This window comes from Nostoc sp. FACHB-133 (assembly GCF_014698055.1).
Taxonomy (GTDB): Bacteria; Cyanobacteriota; Cyanobacteriia; order Cyanobacteriales; family Nostocaceae; genus Nostoc.
Genome location: NZ_JACJSH010000020.1, coordinates 45,234 through 69,985, shown reverse-complemented (window position 1 = coordinate 69,985; position 24,752 = coordinate 45,234). Strand labels below are relative to the sequence as shown.

The window sequence follows — 24,752 nt, the reverse complement described above, 5'->3', positions numbered from 1 at the left end:
TGCCCCAATACTTTTATTGCAAAAGCCCAATCATGTGCAAGAAGCCGTGACCGGTAATTAGCTCGATGATTAAGGCAATAAAGCCCAACATGGCAATTCGACCATTCCAGACTTCAGCACTAGTTGTTAGACCCCATTCCCAACGCTCTTGGGGGTACATTTTCACCATTTTTTTCATTTGGGCAGCTTGCGAAAGCTTAAAACTGGGGTTTTTCAGCGCATCAATTACTAAGTCTGCAAGTGCATTAATAAATACTGGATGAGTATTAGGAGCAGGAACGCGGCGGAAATTGTGAATTCCTGATTCTTCTGCGACTTCCCGATACTCAATATCAATTTCTTGCAGTGTCTCAATATGCTCTGAGACAAAACTGATAGGCACGACAACCAAATCTTTTACGCCTTGTGCGCCTAATTCTTTAAGCGCATCTTCAGTATAGGGTTGGAGCCATTCTACTGGGCCGACGCGACTTTGGTAAGCTAAAGTATGGGCATTGGGACGATTGAGAGTCTGCATAATCAGAGCAGTACATTCCTCAATTTCTTGCTGGTAAGGGTCGCCAGCCTCTTCAACGTAGCTTTTCGGAACGCCGTGAGCGCTGAAGAATATATGAACCTCGTCTGGATTAGGAAACTGCTCAAGTTCTTGGGCTATCAGCTCCGCCATTGCTTGGAGATAGCCTGGTTGTTTGTACCAAGAAGGAATAACGGTGTATTCAATGGGCTGAAGTTTTGGGTCTTCTTGCCAAAGTTTATCTAAAAGTCGAAAGCTGGAACCACTAGTACTGATAGAAAACTGGGGATATAGTGGTAATATTACCAGGTGTTCTATATTGTCTTGGGTAATCTGTGCGATCGCTTCTTCTGTATAGGGATGCCAATAACGCATTCCGACGTAGATATTGGCTTCTTGCCCTAAATAACCCAACTGTTCTTTTAAAGCTTCCCCTTGCGCTTCCGTGATCCGCCGTAGTGGAGAACCACCACCGATTTGCTTATAATTTTCTTGAGATGTTCTGGTTCGCCGCGAGGCAATAAACCAGGCTAGGGGCTTTTGCAACCAGCGAAAAGGTAGGCGAATAATTTCTGGATCGGAAAATAGGTTATACAAAAACGGCCCGACATCTTCTAGCTTATCAGGGCCACCGAGATTGAGTAATAAGACGCCTACACGACCCATAGCAGTTACTTTCCCCCAATCTTTTCAGATTTTTTACTAATGTTAACAATATATCTTTATTAAATAATAAAGCTTAATAGCAAGGAAATATGCAATGGCAACAATTTTAAGGGATTGGAGTTACCGCTATCAGTGGCTTTATGATGGCATCTCTCGTTTAGCAGCCTTAAGTGTAGGTGGTGAAGCCCGTTTTCGGCAACTTGCTTTGCAAGCCTTAACAATTCACTCAGATACTCAGGTTTTAGATTTATGTTGCGGTAGTGGTCAAACGACGCAAGTTTTAGTAAAAATTTCACAAAATGTAACAGGATTGGATGCTTCACCTAAGTCTTTGCAACGGGCGCGGCTAAATGTCCCGGAAGCGTCTTATGTCGAAGCTTTTGCCGAGGAGATGCCATTTGTAGATAATCATTTTGATGTGGTGCATACCAGCGTTGCATTACATGAAATGCAGTCTCAACAATTACGAAAAATTATTAATGAAGTTTATCGAGTGCTGAAGCCAGGAGGGGTATTTACGCTGGTGGATTTTCACGCTCCAACAAATCCGATATTTTGGCCTGGGATATCACTGTTTTTGTTGTTGTTTGAGACGGAAACAGCTTGGCAATTGTTAAAAACTGATTTGGCTGGATTGTTAACTGAGACTGGGTTTGATGTTAGTAAGCCAATTTTATATGCAGGTGGTAGTTTACAAGTTATACAGGCAAAGAAGTGAGATATAACTAAGGCGAACGCTGTAGCTTTTTTTTAGAAGAAAGCTTCGCTCCCTAATAGGGATTTTGTTTTATTGCGAGAATACTGCTGCAATTTAATTTGTCTGTATTGCTCGTTTCAATCCCTAATAGTTTGGATTGCACAAGACCCTTGGGAATATGCGCCACAGACAAAAAATGTAATTGGCGACTTTTTATTCAAAGGTGGTAACTTGATCCGTGCTAATGCTACCTCAATTGTTCTGAATTTAGATGCACTGAAATAATTGAGCTTATGGAAATAATGTAGTGCGTCAACGCAGTGTAACGCACTATACAAATAAATCAACCCTTAAACTTCAACATTCAAAGTCCGCACCAAAAAAGCCCATTTATCTGCGGCTTCCTCGATAATTTTAGCAGTGGGTTTACCTGCACCATGTCCTGCCTTAGTCTCAATTCTAATTAAGACTGGCGCATCACCTGCGTGAGCTTCTTGCAAAGCGGCGGCAAATTTGAAACTATGAGCAGGGACAACGCGATCGTCATGATCGGCTGTGGTAATTAAGGTTGCTGGGTAAGCTGTATCTGGTTTGATGTTGTGGAGTGGCGAATAAGCATACAGCGCTGGAAACTCTTCGGAATTATCTGCTGAACCATATTCGGAAGTCCAAGCCCAACCGATGGTAAATTTGTGGAACCGCAACATATCCATCACGCCGACGGCGGGTATTGCTGCACCAAACAAATCGGGGCGCTGCGTCATGCAAGCACCTACCAATAAGCCACCATTACTACCACCTGCGATCGCTAGCTTCTGTGTCTTAGTATATTTATTAGCAATCAACCACTCAGCTGCACCAATAAAGTCATCAAAGACATTTTGCTTTTTATCCTTCATTCCTGCTTGATGCCATTCTTCGCCGTATTCTCCACCACCGCGGATATTGGGCATAGCATAGACACCACCCATCTCCATCCACACCAAGAGACTCACAGAAAAGCCAGGTGTCATTGAGGCATTAAAACCACCATAAGCATAGAGATAAGTGGGGTTATTTCCATCTAATTTAATGCCCTTTTTGTGCGTAATAAACATGGGTACTCTAGTACCATCTTTGCTCTGATAAAAAACCTGTTTTGTCTCATAATCATTAGGATTAAAATCTACCTCTGGCTGTCGAAAAACAGTACTTTTACCAGTTATCATATCGTAGCGATAGATAGTTCCTGGTGTGGTAAAGCTGGTGTAACTATAAAAAGTTTCGGTATCATGACGTTTTCCTCCAAAACCTCCGGCTGAACCGAGACCAGGTAATTGTATCTCACGAATAAATCCGCCTTTGAGGTCAAAGATTTTAATTTGGCTATGAGCATCTTTGAGGTAATCAGCAACAAATTGGTTATTGAGTATGCCTACACTTTCTAATGTTTCTGCTGATTGAGGAATAATTTCTCGCCAGTTTTCTGGCGCAGGGTTTTGAGTGTTAATTGCAATAACTCTTCCGCGTGGTGCATTTAAATCTGTGCGGAAATAAAAGACGCTATCATCATTGTCGATAAAGCTGTAATCTGCCTCAAATTGGTTAATTAATTCTACGACTTCAGAATTAGGGTTAGTTAAATCTTTGAAGAAAACCAGATTTTTGGAGTCAGTACCCAGCCAAACAGAAATTATTAGATAATGTCCATCTTCAGTCACACCACCACCAAAACCCCATTCTTTTTGGTCAGGACGATGATAAATCAGTACATCTTCTGATTGAGGTTTGCCTAGTTGATGATAGTAGAGCTTTTGATAATAGTTAACATCTTCTAATTGAGTTTTCTCATTCGGCTCGTCGTAGCGACTGTAGAAGAAACCTTGATTATTATGTGCCCACGATGCACCAGAAAATTTAATCCACTTCAGATGGTCTTGTAGGTCTTCACCAGTTTCAACATCGCGTACTTTCCACTCTTGCCAATCAGAACCAGAGGTGGATAGACCATAAGCTAAAAGTTTCCCATCCTCGCTAATAGACAATCCTGAAAGGGCAACAGTGCCATCTTCTGAGAGTTGATTGGGATCGAGTAAAACTTTGGGTTGATCTTCGAGGGTTTTTAGAGTGTAGAGGACACTTTGGTTTTGCAGTCCATCATTTTTAAAATAAAAGTAGCGTTCGGTGGAACCGTCTTGTAGAGATTCACCTTCTTTAAAAGGGATACCATATTTTTCATAATCCCAAAGTTTGGTGAGGCGCTGTTTAATTTTTTCTCTGGCAGGAATTTCACTCAAATAGCCAAAGGTAATTTGATTTTGTGCCTCAATCCAAGCCCTTGTTTCTTCAGAGTCAGGATCTTCTAACCAACGATAAGAATCTGCGACTAAAGTACCGTGGTAGTTATCAACTTGATTGCTTTTCTGGCTGGATGGGTAGGTGATAGATTTTTTAGATGAAGGCATAATCTTAGGTTGAAGTGCTTCTTTACATACTACAAAGATAGACCTAAGACGTGGGATATACATTGACCAAACCTGCGGAAAATTCTCATTGGAAAGGGTAACAGCCAAATTACTACTCAGCAGTAAGTAGCCCTGTTAGGATTTGAATCAGCAAGAAAAAACTATAATTTGCTTAAAGTGTGATTTATCTTACTCCTTAGACCAAAAATGCCAGAGGTATCGTTACAGCTTTTCTTTTCTTACTCTCACAAAGACGAAACTCTACGGGATGAATTATTAAGCAATACTCCCACGCTTTCTGGCTTCTTTGTAGGAAGTTCCGACATTTTTTAAACCAGCTTTAATCATTTGTTGTTCTAGGAGGGCAAAGAAACGCGCTCTATCGCCACCTTTTACCACTGCTTGATTATGCGCTTCGGCGATCGCAACTGGATAGCCATATCCTTTTTGTACTTGTGCTAACATCAATCCCAGTGCTTGATCTAACATGGTTGCATTCTCCGCTACCCATGCCGGAACTTCGATACGGGCGATTTCGGTACCAACGTGGACATAGCAAAAATAAATGGTTTGATCGCCGTAGAGTTCGAGAATCGGGGAATTACTCCGCCAAAGGGTACTACGTTGTCCTGGTTTGAGTTGGGTTGCCCAAACAGAAGTATCTCGCAACTGTTCAAAAATTTTACAAGGTACTTTTTCTAGCTGATTTGGGCAATGACTTTTACAGTCTGGCACTGGATGAGGACAAGCCAACAATCGTAAAAAGTTCATTGTTTCGATGCTGCGAGAGGCGCTAAGATAACCCATCACGGGAATTTGAGCATCACGCATTTGCTGCCAAGCTTCCAGAATGGGCGGTAAAATGCGATCGCGTGCGTCCATCGGTAATTGTTCTAAAAACCAGTAAATTAACGAACCATCTACCATAGCCAATGCTGGTGCTTCCCCTTTAGCCGCACATGCAAGTTCTGCTAAAACCGTTGTTTCTGATGCAGTGCGGCGGAAACTCATCCATTCCTCGGTTCTAATTCCCCACTGCCGAGACATATATAAGTCTTCTGGGCGGTAAAATACTTCTGGCAAACTATCGAGTAGCGGATGGCGGTTTTGTCCGTAGTGTAAGACGACTCTGCCGATATTTAGGAGATAACAGTAAGCAATTTCGTGATGGTTGGGGGCAATTTGGGAACCATCGGTAGCAATTACAGTATGAATTTTTGGGGGAACTGAGATATCGATGCAGGTTTCTAGCGGCTCAATTGGGGTAGCATTAGCAAAGAGAATGCGATCGCGCCATTTTTCCTGGCGATCGATTAAATCTTGTTGAGACTCATAAGCATTTTTTAGATGTTGTTGTGCCAATTCTAAACGCTGACGACTGGCAGCAGCTTCTAAGGTAAGATGCTGACTTAAGCCCTGCATTTGTCGCGCCAGTTTTGTTAAATCAAGCATAAAGGTAAGTGATAAATTATAAATTTGGAGTTTTAGTAATTCATTATTATTTATCTATATATTTTAAATATCTCGCTTCGTTGCCATTTTGCTAGAAAATTAAAATAATTCGTAATTGATAATTAGACTTTAATGATTGCTGATGTAATTCGTAATAAAAGTAAGTTGGGTATTTAGACCACTTACAATACTTGTCGGTTAAGGGGGAAAGGGGAAGGGGAAAAGGGAAATAAAAAACCTTTAACCCTTACCCTTTAACCTTTTCCCCAAACCAAATTCTGAGTTGAAAATGCAAAACCCGAGTAGTATTGAGACCACTTACAAATTACGAATTACTTTAAAGTAACAGGCAAAGCCCATTACGAATTAGTTAAAGCCAAGCAGGGAAATCTCTGGCAAACTGAGACAGTGATAACAAATGAATTTGCGGATCATTTTGAGCCGCTTCTCTTTCTGGTTGAGTATTATAGCCCCAGTCTGCAAGGAACAGTCTTACATCTTCAAGGTCTGTTTGTTGTTGGACTAACTGCAATGTCTTGAGTCTATCTTCTACAAACCAGAGACTAACTGGCTTGTTTTCTGCTTGTTGTTTTAATTCTCGCAAAATTTCATATTTGGGGCGCTTGACTTCTTTCCCAAAAATTGCTGCTGCCGGTAAATTAACTCCTTCTTGTTGGAGCAACTGCTGTACAAAACGTCCCTCTTTAGTGGTTACAATGTATAGCTTAACTCCACTGTCAAGAGTTAATTTGATTTTTTCTACTACACCCGGATAAAATCTATGCAGACTTAGCCAACCATCTAAATCTGTGGTAATCCATTCATCCCGTTGGTTATCTAGTTTCGTAGCAATTTCTCTTGCTTGTAGCTTGTCATTTAACAAAAGTTGTGGGGCGATGCTTAACCATTCATGAAGAATTTTCTCATCAGGAATTCCATCTACTAGCGCTTTGATTAAAACGGGCATTTCCCAACCTGTTTCAATTACAGGGCGTAGGCGATAGAATCTCAAAGCTAAATCATCTGCTGGTGTGTCGTTAGCTGGCGACCAAATTTCACAGTAGGTACGCCACGCTACCTCAAAATATTCAATTAGTCCGTCGCAAATCACTCCATCAAAGTCCAGGGCTAAAATCGTGGGACTACTTGCGGTCATTGTTTTGAGGATTAAAACTGCTGTTGTCAGCTTACCCGACAAATTTAAATTATGCAGTAATTTTTGTTAGTCTTTTAGAATTTCTAACTTGCTCAAAAAGTATGGTGGCATTGTCTAATCTAATTTGATATTGGTAGCTTAACGAGGATCTACAGCAGGTTTATGATCAACTAAACGAACTTGGTTTTGCTTGACTACTACAGTGATTAGTGGTAAAGAACGCTTTGCTGGGCCATGAACGACTCGACCCTGAGAATCATATTGAGATCCATGACAAGGACAAATAAAGTGATTCTTCTCAAGATCCCACTCAACTGTACATCCTAAATGGGTACAAGTTGGATTGATAGCGTACTCAGCAATCTTTGGCCCATCTTGAATGATCAGATAATCAACGCTATTGTCTGGCAAGCCTTTGACGAGAATTGGAATTCCAGACTTTGCAGTTGTCAATAGTGCATTAGTCTCAATTTGCTTGCCGTCTTTGTCCAGTGCCACAGATCCGGGAAGATAATTTTCACAGCGCGAATTCTTTGGATAAAGGGAGCAAAGGGTTTCTAGGCTAATCTCACGACCTTGGCTGACTTTGGGAAATAGATATGCGATCGCTACTGATGCCGCTGTACCACCTAGCGTGTAAATTAAAAAATCTCGGCGCGTTTTTATCCTAGCTGGAATTTTGCCGTTAGTAGAATAATTATCTTTCATGACCCGATATACCAAGAAAGGTCTACTAATATATTACGGTGCAATCGTATGATAATTATTCTTTGCTTTGAAGTTGTTTACTCGTAAAAATACCGTATTTAGGACTAAATAGTAATGCCAGCAAAAATAACCCCGATACGACTAAAACGATCGCAGGGCCAGAGGGCAAGTTATAAAAGTAGCTGAGGTACATCCCACTAATACTGGAAATTACACCAATTACTGCACCCAAAATCATAACTTGGTTGAGACGCTTAACTAATAAATAAGCGGTGGCTCCTGGTGTAATTAAAAGTGATAATACTAAAATCACACCCACAGCTTTCATGCTGGCGACAATTGTCAAAGCTATTAGTACCATCAATCCAAAGTTCAGCCGATTAACCGGCAAACCCGCAGCTTGAGCGCCTAAAGGATCAAATGTGTAAAATAAAAGCTCTTTATATAATAAAAGAACAACAATTAAAACAATTGTGGCAATGATCGCAGTGTCTCGCACTTCATCAATGGTAACGCCAAGAATATTGCCAAATAGGAAGTGATTTAAGTCGATTTTATTATCTTTTTGAATAACAGTAATTAGGGTAATACCAAGGGCAAAGAATGCTGAAAAAACTATACCCATTGCCGCATCTTCTTTGATTGGCGATCGCACCCGAATCCAGGCGATCGCCATTGTACTCAGAACACCCGCAATAAATGCGCCAACATATATATTTGCTCCCACCATAAAAGCGATCGCTAGTCCGGGTAAAACTGAGTGACTGATGGCATCACCCAACAAGGCTAGGCGCTGTACCATTAGGTAGCTGCCTACAACTGCACACAACATCCCAACTAAAATGGCAATCACGAGTGATCGCTGCATAAAGCCGTATTGCAACGGCTCAATTAATGCTTGTAACATATTTTGTCATTTGTCATTTGTCATTCGTCATTTGTCATTAACTAATCCCCTATACCCAATGACATTTTAGGCAGCATCAGAAAAGTACATTACTTTACCGCTATAAGCACGATGCAGATTTTCTTCGGTAAGTACTTGTTGCCGTGAACCTGTGGCGATTACTTCACGGTTTAGTAATATTAAATCATCGAAGTGAGTGATTGATTCCCCTAAGTCGTGGTTGACTACTAGCACGATTTTGTTTTCGGCAGCTAGTTCATGGAAGACTTCAAAAACCACCGACTGGGTTTTTTGATCGATGCCTACTAGAGGTTCATCAAAGCAGAAAATTTCTGCTTGCTGTGTTAAAGCACGGGCTAAAAATACCCGTTGTTGTTGTCCTCCTGATAATTGTCCAATGGGGCGATCGCAATATTCGCTCATTCCAACTCTTTCTATGGCATTTTTTGCTACTTGGCGACTAACTGCTGAGAAGCTACGCAACCAGCCTGTTTTCTTTACCCGTCCCATCATGACTACATCCCAGACTGTTGCGGGATAAGTCCAATCAATTTGGCTACGTTGTGGTACATAGGCAACTTTCTCTAATTGTTGCATCAAGGGTTTGCCTTGGCATAGCACCGTACCACTACTGACAGGAACCAAGCCTAACATTGCTTTCATCAGCGTACTTTTGCCAGCACCGTTGGGGCCAAAAATACCCGTCAGTTTTCCTGGTTTGACGATACAGCTAACGTCTCTTAAGGCTTCTTGTGTCCGGTAGTATACGCCTAAATGGGCAATACTAATTGCTGCTGTGGAACTCATATCGAATTTGATAGTTTTTGCAGGAAAAGAGACATTTTTCATATTCGGGTTTCAATATTTATTTCTTGAGCTTACTATAAAAATGAGAGAAATATGAAAAAATCTATAATTAGATGTAATATCCAAGATAAATGAAACTAATACCAGAGACAGACGGCAGTAATCCTTACGGTAAGGGAATAATCGGCAGGATGAAGGGAAAAATTCTTTTCCGGCTTTGTTTGGGAATGCTTTTGCCTTTGGCTTTATTAAGTTGTACACAGAAAGACTCTAACCCCAACACCATCAAGGGGGATAAGCCGCGAGTTGTTGCAACTAGCACTGTCATTGCTGATTTGGCACAAGAGGTTGCAGGAGACGAAATTCAACTAAGTGGAATCCTCAAACCGGGTACTGATCCTCATGTTTACGAACCAGTACCAGCAGACAGCAGGGTTTTGGAAGAAGCTAACTTGATTTTGTATAACGGCTACAACCTGGAACCGGGACTGATTAAATTAATGAATGCTTCTGGTGGTAAAGCGCGGAAGATACCAGTAGGGGAAGCTGTCAAATCCTTGCAGCTTGATAAAGGCAAAGGCGAAATAGTACCAGATCCGCACGTTTGGGGTAGTGCAGAAAATGTGATCGCAATGACAAATGCAATCCGAGATGCGTTGATTGAGTTGTCACCTGAAGATAAAGACAAATTTACTCAAAAGGCATCACAACTTACGAATGAATTAAAACAGTTACATAGCTGGATTAATCAACAAATTCAAACTATCCCCGCAGATAAGCGGAAACTGGTGACAACCCATGATGCCTTCCAATATTATGGACGCGCTTATGGGATTGCGATCGCAGGTACTTTAATTGGCATTAGTACCGAAGAACAACCAAGCGCTCAAACAGTCCAGAGATTAGTTGAGTCCATTAAAAAGATCGGCGTTCCCGCAATTTTTTCTGAAACTACAATTAACCCAGCTTTAATTAAAACTGTTGCTCAAGAAGCAGGAGTGAAATTAGCACCAAATCAACTCTACTCTGATTCAATTGGTGCAAAAGGAAGTAATGGAGATTCTTACATCAAAATGATGGAGGCGAATACCCGTAGCATTGTAGAAGCATTAGGGGGAAAATACACGCCATTTCAACTAAAGAAGTAAATTTATCCGAGTAAATATCTAACCTAAGACGTGTTCTTTTCAAAGTCTCTCCAGAGAAAGAACTTTTTGTATCTTTGATTTTTTAGAGTGTTATTAGCAAAGCTAGATTTTTTAATACCTGAAAAGCCATGACTGATAAAACTCAAGAAAATCAAATTCGTCAACCAGTAAGTGAAGATACACATTTACGCGAAGAACCAAATGTCAAAGAAAGAAACTTAACAGCGAATCCTGGAGATAGAATTTCTGATGAGTCTGAATCTATTGAAGAAAAGGCTAAACAGGTAGCTGTGGATGATGTACCAGACATTACAGGCGACAAAATCACAGTCCCGACTTACTTTGTTGTAGATGAACCCGATGGCACAAAGAAAGCACTCCACCACGTTAAAGATGCTGAAGAGATTTCTGACATGATTCGGGAAGCACGAGTTGACGAAAATGGAAATCGAATTTGGTGGTAGTTATTCATTAAAGAGACGCGGGGACACGAGAGTTATTTCTTTGCGTCCCCGTATCTGTTTTCTTAGATCAAGTTAGTTTATATAATGACACATCTGGAACTTTTCCTAGGATGAACGATAATGGTAGATGTCACAAGTACCAAAGAATTGACATATTGGACTACACCAGAAATTAAAAATCAAATTTTAGAACTTGTTAAAGACCGCAATCTAGAGCCATTAAAAGCCAAAGTAGAATTTTATAAAAATGAATTAGCACCATACTTTGCAGAATTGAGCCGACGTAATCCCTTTGAGAAGGTTGCGGATCAAGTAGCGATCGTGACGGGAGTATGGGTACCAATATGGTCTACTATACCTTTTCAAGATATCTTACCTGGTAGGATACACGAGCAGTCTTACCAAATTTTTCATACTGATGGTTACTATGCAAATATTGCCCGTTATGCACCAGGACATCAGTCTGGTTTTTGGCAAAAAATTGCATCAAAACTACCAGCTTATGACTTAATGTTGTTGCAAAAATATTCAGTTATAGATGAAAAGTGGGATATTAAAAATGTTGGGATATTCCAAGCATTGAAAAATAGAGAAATCCCGTTGACAATTGATGATGCAGATGAGTGGTTTACGACAACAGTCGAATCTAAATTTCAGCAAGCAGCACCAAATATAGATTTACAGCAAGAACTTATAGTAAAAGATATGGACAGAAATACTGTCAAAAAATTTAAAAAAGTTTACCTAGCTACTTCTTTTTTAGAGCATCTATATATAGATAATGATTTTCGGTTAGTTAAGAGTCAACGAGAAGCAACACAACGACCAAGTTATACAATAGCTATTCGTAGACGTTAAAACTAACAAAATTTTTTAATTTTATGCAGCCACTACAACAACAAATCACTTCTACCGACAGTTATAACTACCTGCTATTCTTGCCCAGTGGACTGCACCAAGACGGAAGTCCCAACGAAAAACAAGAGCCACTTTTGCCAACAATCTTATGTTTACATGGTTCGGGTGAGCGAGGCTCTTACTTAAATCATGTGAAAAAGCACGGTGTCGCCAAGGTTGTAGAACAACAGCCAGATTTTCCCTTCATTGTCATTTCTCCCCAATGTCCGCGCGGTGAATATTGGAATATAGAACGATTAAGCACCCTTCTGGAAGAGGTTATTGCATCCTATCCTGTTGATCCAGATCGGGTTTACCTGACCGGTTTAAGCATGGGTGGTTACGGAACCTGGCATTTAGCAGCAGCGCAGCCAGAACGATTTGCGGCGATCGCGCCTATCTGTGGCGGTGGTAATCCAGCCCAAGCACATAAGCTGAAAAGCCTTCCTGTGTGGGCGTTTCACGGAGCAAAAGATAATGTTGTTCCCTTAAGCGAGTCCGAAATCATGGTTTCTGCACTCAAAGCCCACGATGGGAATGTGAAATTTACAGTTTATCCAGAAGCCGATCACGACTCATGGACGCAGACATACAATAATCCAGAGTTGTATGAGTGGTTTTTGCAACATCGGAGACAGCCGACTGTAGATTAAAGATATTTTCTTCTGCATTTTAATACATCTCTAAATAACAGCTATTTTCAGGTAAATAGACCACGCGATAGGGGTGAAAGCAATACTTTTCGGTTAAACCCAATAATCTCTCTTTTGGTCTGGGGAAAGGTTAAGGGGGAAAGGTCCTGCGCCACTACTAAAATTTACGCAAGAGCGATTGCCCTAACTTCAACATATTTTCATCAAAAATATTTTTTAGCGTCCAAAGATTAAAACTTCTAACAAGTCATCACTTGCACCTTTGACATCAGAGTATATAACTTCAATAATGTTCTTACGTAAAAATCCGTAGTCATATAGGATTCTTATTTGATTTTCGCTAAATATACTGAGAACTGAAACCCAATCTGGCTAGCTCTCAGTCAGCTTTGCTTTGACAAATCAAATGAGATTGCTATATAAATCGGCATTAATAGGGTTGCATTATGCTTTTTTCGAATTCAAAAACTAACTTAAAAACTCGCCAAAATAATAAAATAAGCAGAGTTTTTTGGACTCCTACTAACGTTCTGATACTCACTGGATATTTAATAATTTTACCAATTTGTACATTGACAACTTTATCCTTATTATTGCCCTTATTCACTGCTAGTTTATTCGCTTCCATTGGAACCTCGCACTACTCTACATCGATTCCTTGGATAGATGATGCCTCTGAATGTGAATATACTGGGAGAAGCTGGCGCGATCGCAAGTGTTGGGATAATCAACACGATCCCATGTTCTGAATGGATATTGCACAAAGAGGTGTGTAAATAATTAGAACAATTGCTTAATTTGACAAAACAGGCTACCAGTCTTGGAATTAGATCAAAATGGATATGTAGCCTGTTGTTTGTCCAATCTTGAATCAACCTAACTTTGTGCGAAATCTGCAAGAAACTCATTTAAATCGTGCCCGCGCTAGTCTTAGACAAGCACTGTCTTGGTATGGATATCTCCGCAAATCAGGACAGTTGTCATCTAACCCGGAATTGGCAGGTTTGTTAAAACCGGAATTGGAAGCTTTGAACTCTACACTCAACAAGCTGGACTCTAACGTGATTAGAATTGCCGCTTTTGGTTTGGTGAGTCGTGGTAAGTCAGCAGTTTTAAATGCTTTACTGGGAGACAAAATTTTGCAAACTGGGCCCCTAAACGGTGTCACTCAATGGCCCCGTTCGGTGCGTTGGCAGCCAGGAGGTAAGGTACTAGTAGAGTTAATTGATACCCCAGGATTAGATGAAATTGAGGGTGAGTCACGGGCGGATATGGCACGAGAAGTTGTGCATCAGGCGGATTTGATTTTGTTTGTCGTGTCTGGTGATATCACGCGCACTGAGTATCAGGCATTGCTGGAATTGCGGCGATCGCAAAAACCCTTGATTTTAGTATTTAACAAAATAGACCTTTACCCAGATACAGATCAGGGAGCGATTTACCAAAATTTGCAACAATTGGGTGCTGGGAACCCCCAAGCAAAGCCTCTATTGCCTGATGAAATTGTCATGGTGGCGGCGGAACCAGCAGCAATGGAAGTGCGGGTTGAGTGGCCTGATGGGCGTGTCAGTTATGAATGGGAGACACCACCACCGCAAGTAGACGAACTCAAAGAGACGATTCTGAACATTCTGAATCGGGAAGGGCGATCGCTTCTGGCTTTAAATGCCCTTATCCAAGCACGGGATGCAGAAGCTGCGATCGCTCAAAAAACCATCGACTTACGCGAACAAGAAGCTGAAGATATCATTTGGCAATTTACCAAATACAAAGCTTTGGCAGTAATGCTCAATCCCATCGCTTTCTTAGATATCCTTGGCGGAACTGTTGCCGATTTAGCTTTAATTCGCGCTCTAGCTAGATTATATGGTTTGCCGATGACTAGCTATGAAGCCGGAAAAATTTTAAAAACGATTTTATTTAGTTCTGGTGGCTTGCTACTGGGGGAACTAGGTAGTAGTTTTATTTTGGGCTTAGGTAAAACTACTGCTGCAATAACCAGTGCTGACAATCCCAGCAATATTAGTGCTTTTGCTGGCAGTGCGATCGCTCAAGCTGGTATCGCTGGTTATGGTGCATACTCCGTTGGTAAAGCTGCTCAGGTGTATCTCGAAAAAGGCTGCACTTGGGGACAGTTGGGTGCTAGCAGCGTAATTCAAGAAATTCTCTCTCAAGTCGATCAGAATACAATTCTGTATCGTTTGCGACAAGAGCTAGGTATAAAATATTGAGAATAAATAATTTTTGTTAAGCATTTGTTACCGTTTACAAGTGTTTATGAACTTCTATCAAGCTCTTCTGACAATTGACTGACATTTCGAATTTGGGATGCAAGATTGAGGAAACAGGTTACAGGGAAAAGGTTATAGAAAAAACTATCCTCTATCCCCTAATATCTATCTGCGTAAATTAAAGGTGAAAGGATCATGACAACTACCCTAAACTCATTTGAAACTGCTGGTGCAGCAAATCTTGAAGAAGCCATTACTGAAGCAATTACTGAAGCTCGCACAACTTGTGAGCTAAATGGCAGCGATTCTGCTAATTGTGCCGTAGCCTGGGACATTGTGGAAGAATTGCAAGCAGAGAAAGCGGATCAGCAACAAGCAAAAGCAAAGAAAAACTCTTTAGAAAACTATTGCGATCGCCATCCAGCTTCCGTAGAATGTCTAATCTACGACGTTTAACTTTTACGTAAATCAGTTGTTGCTGATTGCGTTATTTGCTTAATTGCCTCGAAATCGGGTAATGGTATTTCACTATCCATTCCCAACCACAAAAGATATTCAATATTCCCAGCCGGGCCAGTGATCGGCGACCAAGTTAAGCCTTTGTATTTCCATCCTAATCCGTTGGCTGCTTGCAACACCTGGAAAATAGCATCAGCTTGGTCGTTTGGATCTCGCACAACACCTTTTTTACCCACACGGGATCTGCCAACTTCAAACTGTGGCTTGACTAACAACACAGCTTCTCGGTTAGCTTGAGTTAGTTGCCACAAAGCAGGCAGAATCTTAGTTAAAGAAATAAACGATACATCAACCACCGCCAAATCAGGAATCGGATCGTTTTCGCTATATAACTCCTCTGGTCGTAGTTGGCGTAAATTGGTACGTTCTCGCAAAATCACCCGCGAATCATTTCGCAACCGCCAGTCAACTTGTCCGTAACCAACATCAATGCCGTAAACTTGTTTTGCTCCAGCTTGCAAGAGACAATCAGTAAAACCACCTGTAGAAATCCCACCATCTAAACAAATGCGCTCTGTTACAGGGATGGCAAATACTGACAAAGCTTTGGAAAGTTTTTCACCGCCTCTAGAAACAAAAGGCGATCGCTCTTTAATATTTATTTGAGCCGAAATATCAACTTCTGTACCAGGCTTATCAACTAGCTGCTGATTAACAGTCACTTCCCCCGCCTGAATTAACCTTTGTGCTAAGGCGCGAGAAGAACATAAATTTAGCTCTACTAATAGTGTGTCGAGTCGCTGTTTAGCCAATTAACTAGACTCTCCTGGTGAGATTAAAACCAAAGCACGTGAAAATATAGCTAGAAACATCTTACTGCAAGGATTGGGTACGGTAGTCAATACCAAAACCTTTATAACGCTTGAATGAAAAACAAAACCCATCTAGAAAGTGTCTAAATGGGAAAATTTCTGGTGAATTTTTGAATTCGCCAACAACGCCACGCTGCGCGAACAAAAATCAAAGCGGATTCTTATACATATTCCAGTGGCGACCCATCCTGAAAAACTAGTAATTCCCCCGGTTGAATTTGTGTCCAAACTTCGTTGTCAGTAAGAGGAGTAGTAGCAATGACAGCAACGCGATCGCGTTCGGTAGTAACTTCCCGAAAATCTACGGTCATGTCTTGATCGATTAAATGGGCCGCTGCAAAGGGCGCTTGACGGACAATGTAGCTGAGGTTAGTTGAACAATGAGCAAAAAAGTGTTCTCCATCAGATAACAAGTAATTGAATATACCTATTTCAGCAATTGCATCACTAATTTGTTTGAGTACAGGGTACAGTTTCTTGATGTCAGGTTTACCATCAGGAAAGCGCGATCGCAATGTTTCTAGCATCATACAGAATGCTTTTTCACTATCTGTATCACCTACGGCTTGATAAAAGCCCAAATTTTCTGGATCAAAATTTGGCAAATTACCGTTGTGAGCAAATACCCAATACTGACCCCACAATTCTCTGCGGAAAGGATGGCAGTTGTGTAGGGCAACTTCACCCTGGGTAGCTTTACGGATATGGGCTATGACATGGGTTGAATGGATGGGATAACTCCGCACCAACTCTGCTACTGGAGAAGCAACAGAAGGTTGGGCATCTAAAAACATCCGACATCCCTTCCCTTCAAAGAAAGCAATGCCCCAACCATCGCTATGATGATCTGTTCTTCCTCCCCGTGCAGAAAACCCTTCAAAAGAAAAGCAAATATCCGTTGGAACATTGCAATTCATTCCGAGCAATTGGCACATGAATGTTGCACTCTAAATTTTCGACTAAGGTCTCAGGATCAAGATACTTCAGAATGCTGCATTGATTCTGGAGCGATCGCTTCAATGTTGGAATTTAATTGGGAATTGGGAATTGGGAATTGGATATGCTTATTTTCTATGTCCTCTGCTGTACTGTTAATATTTCTTAACCAATTACGAACTACAAACTTGTACTGAGCGTAGCCTCTCGTAGAGAAGTATTACGAATTACAAATTATCTAAAGCATTTGCTTTAAATATTGCTCATAGCCTAGTTGTTCTAGCTTTTCTTGCTTTGCAATTACTGATTCACAGAGAGTTTGACGATATTGTTGCACTTTTTCTAGCAATTCTGGTTGTTGAGTTGCCAGTATTTGTACTGCTAAAAGTCCGGCATTTTTGGCATTACCGATCGCCACTGTTGCCACAGGAATACCCACAGGCATTTGTAAAATAGAATACAAAGAATCTACTCCTTGTAGGTTTCGGGTGGGTACAGGAACACCTATAACAGGAAGTGGTGTTAAAGATGCTACCATTCCAGGCAGATGGGCAGCACCACCCGCACCGGCAATAATCACCTTAATACCGCGTTGGTGTGCAAGTTGAGCATATTGCACCATCCGCTCTGGGGTACGGTGAGCAGAAACGATCGCGACTTCGCTCTCAACGCCAAATTCTTCACAAACTGCGATCGCGTCTTTCATGGTGGGCAAATCAGAATCGCTGCCCATGATAATACCAACTAGGGGAGTCATAATAATTAAAAATTAAAAATTAGAAATTAAAAATTATTTGAGTTAGGTTATACCGATTTATCATCTCATTGATTGATGTTGGTTGCATCTAAAATCAGATTTATCTTTCTTCTTGCCAGTGTGATGACCCAAGCAACACAAAATTTTGTAGATATTATCAATGCTAGAGTGCCTGGTTACAAAGATTTGCAAATGCTCTTGGTTGATGAAGAGGGCATAATTGAGCAAATCTTGCCAATGGGTACAGTAGAAGCACGCAGCCGTGCATCTCTAATAAACGTTGCTGGCGACTGGATTTCATTGGGTGGCGTTGATTTACAAATTAACGGTGCTTTGGGATTGGCATTTCCTGATTTAACGGCTGAAAATGCTCATAAGCTCCAGGAAATCTCACAATTTTTATGGGATGTCGGGGTAGATGGATTTTTACCCACAATTGTGACAACTTCAGTAGAAAACATTCAGCGATCGCTTGCTATTATTGCTGAAGTTCTCCCCAATCAGCCAGCAGGTGCCAAGATTCTAGGAGTACATCTAGAAGGGCCATTTTTAAATCTCCAAAAGCGCGGCGCACACCCAGCAGAGTATCTCTTACCTCTGACAATGGATCGGGTAAAGTGGGTTTTGGGTGATTATGCCCATGTCGTGAAAGTCATCACCTTAGCACCGGAGTTAGATTTCACTGGCGAAGTAATTCCATATTTGCGTTCTCTGGGAATTACTGTCAGTTTAGGGCATTCTCAGGCAACATCTGCTCAAGCACAACGTGCCTTTGAACAAGGTGCAACGATGGTAACTCATGCCTTCAATGCCATGCCAGCATTACATCACCGAGAACCAGGATTATTAGGGGCAGCAATTATCGATCCTGATGTAATGTGTGGTTTTATTGCTGATGGTGAACACGTTTCGCCCATGATGCTACAAATTTTGCTTCGCGCTAGCTATCAAGAACAAGGGCTGTTTCTCGTCAGCGATGCCCTTTCCCCTCTGGGGCTACCTGATGGCGTGTATCCTTGGGACAGTCGGCAAATTGAAGTTAAAAACGGTACGGCACGATTGGCCGATGGCACTTTGTCGGGGACGACTTTACCTTTATTGGTGGGAGTGCAGAATTTGGTGAAGTGGGGAATTTGTGATGTAGAAAGTGCGATCGCTTTAGCTACTAATGCACCTAGAAAAGCGATTGGTTTACCAGGGATGGTTAAGAGTCAATCCGCTAACTTATTACGCTGGCATTGGGATGAGACTACAAAAGAATTAACTTGGCAACGTGTTCTTACCGCAGAGATGGTGAAGAAGGCAGAAGATGGGAATTTATCTGTTGCTCTCAACTCCATATAATTCCAAAATAGCGAAAAAGGGAAAGGTTTTATGATCCCTTTCCCTTTAATCTGAGTGGAGTCTAAGCTTCAATTACGAATTACGTTAGCGCAGCGTTAGCGACGCAGGAGCGTCATTACGAATTAGTAATTATTACGCAGGGTTCGGTTGAGTTCGGTTTTGAAGTAGCTGGATAATTGCAGCTTTTTCTAAAATTCCAACTAGAACGCCGTTCTCACGAATCACGGGAAGCACAGATAACTTTTGTTGTTCGAGTAACTGCATGACTTCCAGCAGAGGTTGATCTGATTGGACTGTGGTAGATTCGGTAATTGGTCGCATGACTTCTTTTACTTGAGTTTCTGACCACAATGCTGTTGGTACATTTCGTAAATTATCAACTGCGATCGCACCTACTAATTGTCCATCATCATCAGTTACTAAAAACCGATGCCAGTTTTGCCCACTGATGACTCGCTCATCGGCAAACTCTCTCAGGCTAAGATTACCAGATACAATCGGGCTGTCATGAGTTACAGCATCTTCAGCAGTCAAACCTGTGAGCTTTTCTTGCACTCTGGCAAATTGAGCCGAATTACCAGCATTTTGCAACAAGAAGAAACCAACTAACAAATTCCAGAAGTTACCAGCGCTGCCAAAGAATACTAGGGGAAGTAAACCTGAAAGAATTGCTACCCAACCGAAGATTTGTCCAACTCGACTAGCAAAAGTTACGCCTTTATAAGGATTGCCTGTAACTTTCCAAACAATAGCTTTCAGTATATTTCCACCATCTAATGGTAAGCCAGGAATCAGGTTAAATAGGGCTAATGCCAAGTTAACAGAAGCTAGAACACCAAGAATTGCAGCTAACGGGCCTAATGCAGTAGTAGTAATACCAATAGCTGTAACGATACCGCACAGTAGGAAACTAACTAAAGGCCCTGCGATCGCCACCCAGAAAGCCTCACTTGGGGTTTTCGACTCTTTTTCTAAACTAGCCAAACCGCCAAATATAAACAGTGTGATGGATTTAACATCAATACCTTGACCCATCGCAACGAAACTGTGGCCTAATTCATGGGCGACGACAGAGGCAAATAACATCAGCGCTGTCATCAATCCCAGTAGCAAAGCTAATCCCGCAGATAATTGGGGAAATTGTGCCGCCAATCCACTGCTATAGCTCCAAGTTACTAAACCCAGAACTAAAAACCATGACGGATGGATATAGAAGGGAATTCCGAAGAGATTACCAACGCGAATTGTGCCATTCATGTCGTTCACCTTTGATTTCAGCTTCGAGAGGTTTGTTTTCGTCCTTCTCGATGTTTTTATTGTAACGAAAGGTTAAGAGATTTTAATCTTGGTAATGGTAGTGGTGTCCGTCTGTAAAGGTGTGGTTATTGGTAATATTTGGGAATAATAGCTCACTACTTCTCTATAGCTATATCAGGTAGACGACTCCACTCATTCCAGGAGCCATCGTAATTGTGAACGTTCGGATAACCTAATAAATACTTCAAGACAAACCAGATATATCCAGAACGCGCACCGATAGTACAGTAGGGAAAAACTTCTTTATCAGCCGTAATGCCCTTATTCTTATAAAGATTTTTCAATTCCTTGAATGATTTAAAAGTGCCATCCTCATTGAGAGTTAAGATATGCTCAAGATGCACTGCACCTGGAATATGACCAGTAAGTTGACCTGCTTTTGGTGGCTGATCGAAAAACCACTCACCACAGTATTCTTGAATTGTTCGGACATCCAACAACAGGCAATCGCTTCTACCAATCGATGCCTGAACTTCATTATGTAATACTCGCAGATGAGGATCAGTAGCTCTGGCACGGTAATCAGTGGCAGGAAACGTGGATAACTCAGTTGCTAGTGGACGATCTTCTGACTTCCATTTCTGGTAGCCACCATTGAGAACTTTTACATTTTCATGCCCAAAGACTTGCAAAAGCCAGAAAATCCAGGCTCCAGTTCCAGGATAACTGCCATAAGCAATCACTGTTGTATCATTAGTGATGCCTGAACGTGCCATCAGCCTCTCAAAAGCGATCGCATCCCAATTCATTTTAAAATCGGGCAATAGTAAGTCTGTAAAGATGTTCCAGAAGACAGCACCAGGGATGTGAGCATTTTTGTACGGCTTTGGACTGATATTCACTTCAATAATGCGGACATTTGAATCGTTGAGATGATTTTCTAGCCACTGGGTATCAATAAGAACGGACGGATGAGCATATTGAGACATTTATATTTCTCCTTTAAGAGCGCTAAAAGAATTGAAAGTTAACTATTTAGTCTTGGTTATGGTTGGGAAATACAATCTGCGATGTCCGATGAACTAGGGTTGTGGAAATAGAGAATAAGGAAAAACCGATGAGTGGGTGGAAGACTGCTAAAGGGAAAGAAGTCTTCAAGTGAATTGTGAGAAATTGCAGTCCCAGCAAAACTGGGATACTTGCTGTCAGGTTCTGGACTCTTGGAGGAAACGGCATCAAAAACACCCATATCAACAAAATTAGTGAGAGTCCGCTATATCCTCGCACCAGCCAAATATGTAGGTTCCACCAATCAGAGTTGTAAAAGTAAGCCAGTCCAACACTGAATACTTGGATTGCGAAACAGAGATTGAAAAACACTACTGCAATAAAAAAACTGATTTGAATCCAGCGCCCGGATATCTGTGTATCATCAATGCCAGAATTTACAGTCATGCTTAAGTAATCCAAAAAAAGCAAATAAGGGAAAAGACTTGATGTGACTAAAGCTAAGATAAATCTGGTTGCTATACTGCGCCTAGACCTCGAAAGAGTACAATTTGCCAATCATGATTGCCTTACAAGCTCTATTTCATGCAATTGCTCAAGCTAAAGATGAAGAGGCGTTGCGATCGCACATACGCGCAGAAATGAGTGAATATTTTTCAGCTACACGATGTGGGCTGTTTTTCTTTGCTCAAATTTCTCTACTTGACAGCAAGTTCCAAAAAGCACTGCAAATTGCATTATCACCTCAACACAATCCAGTTGCACGTTACTTGCTAGAACACCATGCCCCTGTTCATGAAGGTTTAGTTGTAGAGCCTAAGACATGGAGATTGATTTGTCCTCGTGCCGATCACTGGCACGTTATGGCAGGGCCAATTGTCAGCAATGGGCAGTTAGTAGGCGTGGTAGGTTTTACCCGTCAGCAAGGAATGCCTACATTCAACTCACAAAATCTCACAGATTTGAGTGCGCTTTGTCTGCACATTTCTACTTGGGTAGCAATGGCGCGATGCCTACGGCTGGCTACGCCTACGCAACATTCACTACTATTGCAGACAGAGCGTTTAACGCCTCGTGAAATGCAAATTGCTAACTTGGTGGCTCAAGGACAAACCAATGCAGAAATTAGTACTGAACTTTGGATTACTGAAAACTCTGTCAAGCAAGCTTTAAAAAGGATGTTTCGCAAACTTGAGGTTTCATCTCGGACTCAGATGGTTGCAAAGCTTTCCACAATTTCAAAATAGGTATTGCTGATTGAACCTCACACAACTTTGAGTTGCGGTAGGGGCAATTCATTAATTGCCCCTACATTTTCTTGATGTGAAAAGCAGGGGAGGTTATTTTCTGGCTGAGGTATAAAAACTTATGCTGGTATTGTCTCTAACTGCTGAGAATTTTTCTCCAACATCGGGGCAATTATATCAGCAGGAACAGGACGACTAAAGTAGAAACCCTGACCTTCATCACATCCACGCATTTGCAGGTATTCAAGCTGTTCTTGGGTTTCCACACCCTCTGCTGTGATTTTCAACCGGAGGCTCTTTGCTAGGGCAATAATCGCATCGGTGACGGCGGCGCTATCAGGATTAGACATGACATCCTGCACAAATGACTTATCAATTTTGAGCATATTCACAGGAAAGCGTTTCAAATAATTCAGGGAGGAATAACCAGTACCGAAATCGTCTAGAGCCAAGCAGATACCCAGTTCTCGTAATTGTTTTAAGGTTTTAACTGAACGATCAATATCAGCCATTAAGAAGCTTTCCGTCACTTCTAGTTCCAAGGAAGATGCTTGGAGTCCAGTTTCTTCAAGAATTTGGTTGACAATCTCAACCAGATAGGGTTGTTCAAACTGTCGAGATGACAGATTCACAGATATCCGAATTGGGGTAAATCCAGCAAGCTGCCAAGCACGGGTTTGGGCGCAAGCAGTTCGCAAAACCCATTCACCAATTGGTACGATCGCACCATTGGCTTCTGCAATGGGAATAAACTTTACAGGAGAAACCAAACCTAATGTAGGATGCTGCCAGCGAAGCAACGCTTCCATCGCTATAACTTGTCCGCTATGTAAATCAATTAGAGGTTGATAATAAACCAGCATTTCGCCACGCTCAAGCGCTCCATGTAATTCATTTTCTAAGGTCAGTCGCTCTTGCAACTGAGCATTAATTTTTGGTGAATAGAATTGGTATTGGCTACGCCCTTGCTGTTTGGCCTGGTAAAGCGCTATATGAGCCTGTTGCAAAAGTTGATCTACGCTATTAGGATCGGTTAGGTTATTAAGTGTGATACCGATACTGACGGTAATATGAATCAAGTTACCTTCTACAGAAAAGGGTTTACTCAGGTTACTCAACAGCATCTGAGATAGCTTAATTACACTTTCAAAAGAATGAATATCCATTCGGGCAAGAACAAATTCATCTCCTTTTAAATAGGCGAGAATATCTGTTTGTGCCGTGCAGCTTAATAATCTCTTGGCAACTGCTCTTAACAATAAATTTGTTGTCTGATGATCCAATCCATGACTCATACCAGTGAAATCATCAATACTGAGCAAAAACACAGCTACAAGGCGCTGGTTGTTTTCAGGTTGGGATAAAATCTGATAGAGGCGATCGCGGAATAAATCACGATTGGGCAATCCAGTCAGATCATCATAATTAGTGATTTGGTGAATTAACTCATCTAATTTGTGAAGAGTTTGTGAGGTATCTGCCATCAAAGTACCCGCTTCATCAGCAAATTCTGTGGGCAATTTAGGTAGTGTTTTGGTGTTCAGATAATTTTGTAATGCACCAGATGTCAAAATGACCGGTTTGAGGAGATGGTTTAGCGCATAAAGGGTGGCAGCTGTACCCGCTAATGTAGCCAATAGAGCAATAATCATAACTCGTGCCGCCATCCCAAAGGAATAGGAATTTGAGATGACGAAACTCAAAAGTAAGGTTAGAAGTGGTACATGAGTACCTAAAAAAGCCACCAACATGATTTTAGCGGTGTAACTTTTTTTGAGCCATCCAAAATTAGCTAGGAATGAGTACAAGTATAAGTTTTGATTGAAATTCATAAATTCTGTTAGATCGTTGGTAAATTAGTTCCGAGCTATTCTGACAAAAGAGTATTTTTGATTGAAAGCAAAAAGAATTAGCTCTCCTGGAACCCAACCCTGATAAGGTTCTATATTATGCTTCCCAATATTCTTTTATAATTAATATGTCTGACGATAAAGTTTCTGTGAAACTTATTGCACAAGCAATTCCATCATCCAAATAAAAATTGTATTGATTCTTACACTGATAGGAATTATTCTTGTGATTAATGTGATATCAACGCAAATATAATCACAGATATTTTTATATATTT

General features: G+C 41.2%; 24 protein-coding genes. 10 read left to right on the top strand and 14 right to left on the bottom strand.

Annotated elements, in window-relative coordinates:
- Window positions 1-13: 13 nt before the first annotated feature.
- Complete coding sequence (gene hemH, locus H6G86_RS17665) at window positions 14-1,180, bottom strand: ferrochelatase (protein ID WP_114083034.1); 1,167 nt, start codon at window positions 1,178-1,180, stop codon at window positions 14-16.
- A gap of 94 nt (window positions 1,181-1,274) precedes the next feature.
- Here hemH and H6G86_RS17660 point away from each other — a divergent pair, with 94 nt between their 5' ends.
- On the top strand, window positions 1,275-1,898 hold the full coding sequence (locus tag H6G86_RS17660) for a class I SAM-dependent methyltransferase (protein ID WP_163932428.1): 624 nt from the start codon (window positions 1,275-1,277) through the stop codon (window positions 1,896-1,898).
- Between the two features lie 329 nt (window positions 1,899-2,227).
- Here H6G86_RS17660 and H6G86_RS17655 read toward each other — a convergent pair whose 3' ends face one another.
- From H6G86_RS17655 to H6G86_RS17630, 6 genes are all read right to left on the bottom strand, one after another.
- A complete protein-coding gene (locus tag H6G86_RS17655; protein ID WP_190935412.1) occupies window positions 2,228-4,321 on the bottom strand; it encodes a prolyl oligopeptidase family serine peptidase in 2,094 nt (697 codons plus the stop codon).
- 276 nt (window positions 4,322-4,597) lie between these two features.
- A complete protein-coding gene (locus H6G86_RS17650) occupies window positions 4,598-5,773 on the bottom strand; it encodes a DNA double-strand break repair nuclease NurA (RefSeq protein ID WP_190935411.1) in 1,176 nt (391 codons plus the stop codon).
- Between the two features lie 370 nt (window positions 5,774-6,143).
- A complete protein-coding gene (locus tag H6G86_RS17645; protein WP_190935410.1) occupies window positions 6,144-6,929 on the bottom strand; it encodes an HAD family hydrolase in 786 nt (261 codons plus the stop codon).
- A 138-nt stretch (window positions 6,930-7,067) separates the two neighbouring features.
- Entirely contained in the window at window positions 7,068-7,637 is a 570-nt protein-coding gene (locus tag H6G86_RS17640) for a Rieske 2Fe-2S domain-containing protein (protein WP_190935409.1), read from the bottom strand.
- 55 nt (window positions 7,638-7,692) lie between these two features.
- Window positions 7,693-8,544, bottom strand: a complete 852-nt coding sequence (locus H6G86_RS17635) for a metal ABC transporter permease (RefSeq protein WP_190935408.1) — start codon at window positions 8,542-8,544, stop codon at window positions 7,693-7,695.
- A 66-nt stretch (window positions 8,545-8,610) separates the two neighbouring features.
- Window positions 8,611-9,393: a metal ABC transporter ATP-binding protein gene (locus H6G86_RS17630; protein ID WP_190935407.1), complete on the bottom strand. Its 783-nt coding sequence runs from the start codon at window positions 9,391-9,393 to the stop codon at window positions 8,611-8,613.
- Between the two features lie 89 nt (window positions 9,394-9,482).
- Here H6G86_RS17630 and H6G86_RS17625 point away from each other — a divergent pair, with 89 nt between their 5' ends.
- The 7 genes from H6G86_RS17625 to H6G86_RS17595 all read left to right on the top strand — a co-directional run bounded on the left by H6G86_RS17625 (window position 9,483) and on the right by H6G86_RS17595 (window position 15,200).
- On the top strand, window positions 9,483-10,499 hold the full coding sequence (locus H6G86_RS17625; protein ID WP_190935406.1) for a metal ABC transporter substrate-binding protein: 1,017 nt from the start codon (window positions 9,483-9,485) through the stop codon (window positions 10,497-10,499).
- A 128-nt stretch (window positions 10,500-10,627) separates the two neighbouring features.
- Window positions 10,628-10,963 carry a hypothetical protein gene (locus H6G86_RS17620; protein WP_190935405.1) on the top strand — a complete coding sequence of 112 codons (336 nt, stop codon included), beginning with the start codon at window positions 10,628-10,630 and terminating at the stop codon, window positions 10,961-10,963.
- 120 nt (window positions 10,964-11,083) lie between these two features.
- Window positions 11,084-11,821, top strand: a complete 738-nt coding sequence (locus H6G86_RS17615) for a hypothetical protein (RefSeq protein WP_190935404.1) — start codon at window positions 11,084-11,086, stop codon at window positions 11,819-11,821.
- Between the two features lie 23 nt (window positions 11,822-11,844).
- Window positions 11,845-12,513, top strand: a complete 669-nt coding sequence (locus tag H6G86_RS17610; RefSeq protein ID WP_190935403.1) for a carboxylesterase family protein — start codon at window positions 11,845-11,847, stop codon at window positions 12,511-12,513.
- A gap of 572 nt (window positions 12,514-13,085) precedes the next feature.
- Window positions 13,086-13,262 carry a hypothetical protein gene (locus H6G86_RS17605; RefSeq protein WP_190935402.1) on the top strand — a complete coding sequence of 59 codons (177 nt, stop codon included), beginning with the start codon at window positions 13,086-13,088 and terminating at the stop codon, window positions 13,260-13,262.
- A gap of 135 nt (window positions 13,263-13,397) precedes the next feature.
- On the top strand, window positions 13,398-14,744 hold the full coding sequence (locus H6G86_RS17600; protein WP_190935470.1) for a GTP-binding protein: 1,347 nt from the start codon (window positions 13,398-13,400) through the stop codon (window positions 14,742-14,744).
- A gap of 195 nt (window positions 14,745-14,939) precedes the next feature.
- A complete protein-coding gene (locus tag H6G86_RS17595) occupies window positions 14,940-15,200 on the top strand; it encodes a Calvin cycle protein CP12 (RefSeq protein WP_190935401.1) in 261 nt (86 codons plus the stop codon).
- Here the strand turns inward: H6G86_RS17595 and H6G86_RS17590 are convergent.
- From H6G86_RS17590 to purE, 3 genes are all read right to left on the bottom strand, one after another.
- Complete coding sequence (locus H6G86_RS17590) at window positions 15,197-16,015, bottom strand: TlyA family RNA methyltransferase (RefSeq protein ID WP_190935400.1); 819 nt, start codon at window positions 16,013-16,015, stop codon at window positions 15,197-15,199. The two genes, H6G86_RS17595 and H6G86_RS17590, sit on opposite strands and share 4 nt — an antisense overlap.
- Before the next feature lie 221 nt (window positions 16,016-16,236).
- Window positions 16,237-17,010, bottom strand: a complete 774-nt coding sequence (locus H6G86_RS17585; RefSeq protein WP_190935399.1) for a class II glutamine amidotransferase — start codon at window positions 17,008-17,010, stop codon at window positions 16,237-16,239.
- A 239-nt stretch (window positions 17,011-17,249) separates the two neighbouring features.
- Window positions 17,250-17,768, bottom strand: a complete 519-nt coding sequence (gene purE, locus H6G86_RS17580) for a 5-(carboxyamino)imidazole ribonucleotide mutase (RefSeq protein ID WP_190935398.1) — start codon at window positions 17,766-17,768, stop codon at window positions 17,250-17,252.
- 123 nt (window positions 17,769-17,891) lie between these two features.
- Here purE and nagA point away from each other — a divergent pair, with 123 nt between their 5' ends.
- Window positions 17,892-19,112, top strand: coding sequence for an N-acetylglucosamine-6-phosphate deacetylase (nagA, locus tag H6G86_RS17575; RefSeq protein WP_190935397.1), 1,221 nt, complete (start codon window positions 17,892-17,894; stop codon window positions 19,110-19,112).
- Window positions 19,113-19,244: 132 nt separating this feature from the next.
- Here the strand turns inward: nagA and H6G86_RS17570 are convergent, their stop codons facing one another.
- From H6G86_RS17570 to H6G86_RS17560, 3 genes are all read right to left on the bottom strand, one after another.
- The gene (locus H6G86_RS17570; RefSeq protein WP_190935396.1) at window positions 19,245-20,369 is read right to left on the bottom strand and encodes a site-2 protease family protein; all 1,125 of its coding nucleotides are present in this window, start codon (window positions 20,367-20,369) and stop codon (window positions 19,245-19,247) included.
- Between the two features lie 155 nt (window positions 20,370-20,524).
- Window positions 20,525-21,358: a sulfurtransferase gene (locus H6G86_RS17565; RefSeq protein WP_190935395.1), complete on the bottom strand. Its 834-nt coding sequence runs from the start codon at window positions 21,356-21,358 to the stop codon at window positions 20,525-20,527.
- A 46-nt stretch (window positions 21,359-21,404) separates the two neighbouring features.
- Window positions 21,405-21,824 (bottom strand): DUF6220 domain-containing protein, encoded by a 420-nt coding sequence (locus H6G86_RS17560; protein ID WP_190935394.1) that lies wholly within the window; start codon window positions 21,822-21,824, stop codon window positions 21,405-21,407.
- Window positions 21,825-21,937: 113 nt separating this feature from the next.
- Here H6G86_RS17560 and H6G86_RS17555 point away from each other — a divergent pair, with 113 nt between their 5' ends.
- Complete coding sequence (locus H6G86_RS17555) at window positions 21,938-22,624, top strand: helix-turn-helix transcriptional regulator (protein ID WP_190935393.1); 687 nt, start codon at window positions 21,938-21,940, stop codon at window positions 22,622-22,624.
- Between the two features lie 119 nt (window positions 22,625-22,743).
- Here the strand turns inward: H6G86_RS17555 and H6G86_RS17550 are convergent, their stop codons facing one another.
- Window positions 22,744-24,456, bottom strand: a complete 1,713-nt coding sequence (locus H6G86_RS17550) for a putative bifunctional diguanylate cyclase/phosphodiesterase (RefSeq protein ID WP_190935392.1) — start codon at window positions 24,454-24,456, stop codon at window positions 22,744-22,746.
- Between the last annotated feature and the right edge of the window lie 296 nt (window positions 24,457-24,752).

What these genes read in the sequence shown, in the direction of transcription:
- H6G86_RS17645 (WP_190935410.1), bottom strand. Translation starts at nt 6,929, where the DNA reads ATGACCGCAAGTAGTCCCACGATTTTAGCCCTGGACTTTGATGGAGTG.
- H6G86_RS17550 (WP_190935392.1), bottom strand. Translation starts at nt 24,456, where the DNA reads ATGAATTTCAATCAAAACTTATACTTGTACTCATTCCTAGCTAATTTT.
- H6G86_RS17630 (WP_190935407.1), bottom strand. Translation starts at nt 9,393, where the DNA reads ATGAAAAATGTCTCTTTTCCTGCAAAAACTATCAAATTCGATATGAGT.
- H6G86_RS17650 (WP_190935411.1), bottom strand. Translation starts at nt 5,773, where the DNA reads ATGCTTGATTTAACAAAACTGGCGCGACAAATGCAGGGCTTAAGTCAG.
- H6G86_RS17570 (WP_190935396.1), bottom strand. Translation starts at nt 20,369, where the DNA reads ATGAATGGCACAATTCGCGTTGGTAATCTCTTCGGAATTCCCTTCTAT.
- purE (WP_190935398.1), bottom strand. Translation starts at nt 17,768, where the DNA reads ATGACTCCCCTAGTTGGTATTATCATGGGCAGCGATTCTGATTTGCCC.
- H6G86_RS17620 (WP_190935405.1), top strand. Translation starts at nt 10,628, where the DNA reads ATGACTGATAAAACTCAAGAAAATCAAATTCGTCAACCAGTAAGTGAA.
- H6G86_RS17640 (WP_190935409.1), bottom strand. Translation starts at nt 7,637, where the DNA reads ATGAAAGATAATTATTCTACTAACGGCAAAATTCCAGCTAGGATAAAA.
- H6G86_RS17585 (WP_190935399.1), bottom strand. Translation starts at nt 17,010, where the DNA reads ATGTGCCAATTGCTCGGAATGAATTGCAATGTTCCAACGGATATTTGC.
- H6G86_RS17660 (WP_163932428.1), top strand. Translation starts at nt 1,275, where the DNA reads ATGGCAACAATTTTAAGGGATTGGAGTTACCGCTATCAGTGGCTTTAT.
- hemH (WP_114083034.1), bottom strand. Translation starts at nt 1,180, where the DNA reads ATGGGTCGTGTAGGCGTCTTATTACTCAATCTCGGTGGCCCTGATAAG.
- H6G86_RS17595 (WP_190935401.1), top strand. Translation starts at nt 14,940, where the DNA reads ATGACAACTACCCTAAACTCATTTGAAACTGCTGGTGCAGCAAATCTT.
- H6G86_RS17615 (WP_190935404.1), top strand. Translation starts at nt 11,084, where the DNA reads ATGGTAGATGTCACAAGTACCAAAGAATTGACATATTGGACTACACCA.
- H6G86_RS17555 (WP_190935393.1), top strand. Translation starts at nt 21,938, where the DNA reads ATGATTGCCTTACAAGCTCTATTTCATGCAATTGCTCAAGCTAAAGAT.
- H6G86_RS17655 (WP_190935412.1), bottom strand. Translation starts at nt 4,321, where the DNA reads ATGCCTTCATCTAAAAAATCTATCACCTACCCATCCAGCCAGAAAAGC.
- nagA (WP_190935397.1), top strand. Translation starts at nt 17,892, where the DNA reads ATGACCCAAGCAACACAAAATTTTGTAGATATTATCAATGCTAGAGTG.
- H6G86_RS17635 (WP_190935408.1), bottom strand. Translation starts at nt 8,544, where the DNA reads ATGTTACAAGCATTAATTGAGCCGTTGCAATACGGCTTTATGCAGCGA.
- H6G86_RS17610 (WP_190935403.1), top strand. Translation starts at nt 11,845, where the DNA reads ATGCAGCCACTACAACAACAAATCACTTCTACCGACAGTTATAACTAC.
- H6G86_RS17625 (WP_190935406.1), top strand. Translation starts at nt 9,483, where the DNA reads ATGAAACTAATACCAGAGACAGACGGCAGTAATCCTTACGGTAAGGGA.
- H6G86_RS17565 (WP_190935395.1), bottom strand. Translation starts at nt 21,358, where the DNA reads ATGTCTCAATATGCTCATCCGTCCGTTCTTATTGATACCCAGTGGCTA.
- H6G86_RS17560 (WP_190935394.1), bottom strand. Translation starts at nt 21,824, where the DNA reads ATGACTGTAAATTCTGGCATTGATGATACACAGATATCCGGGCGCTGG.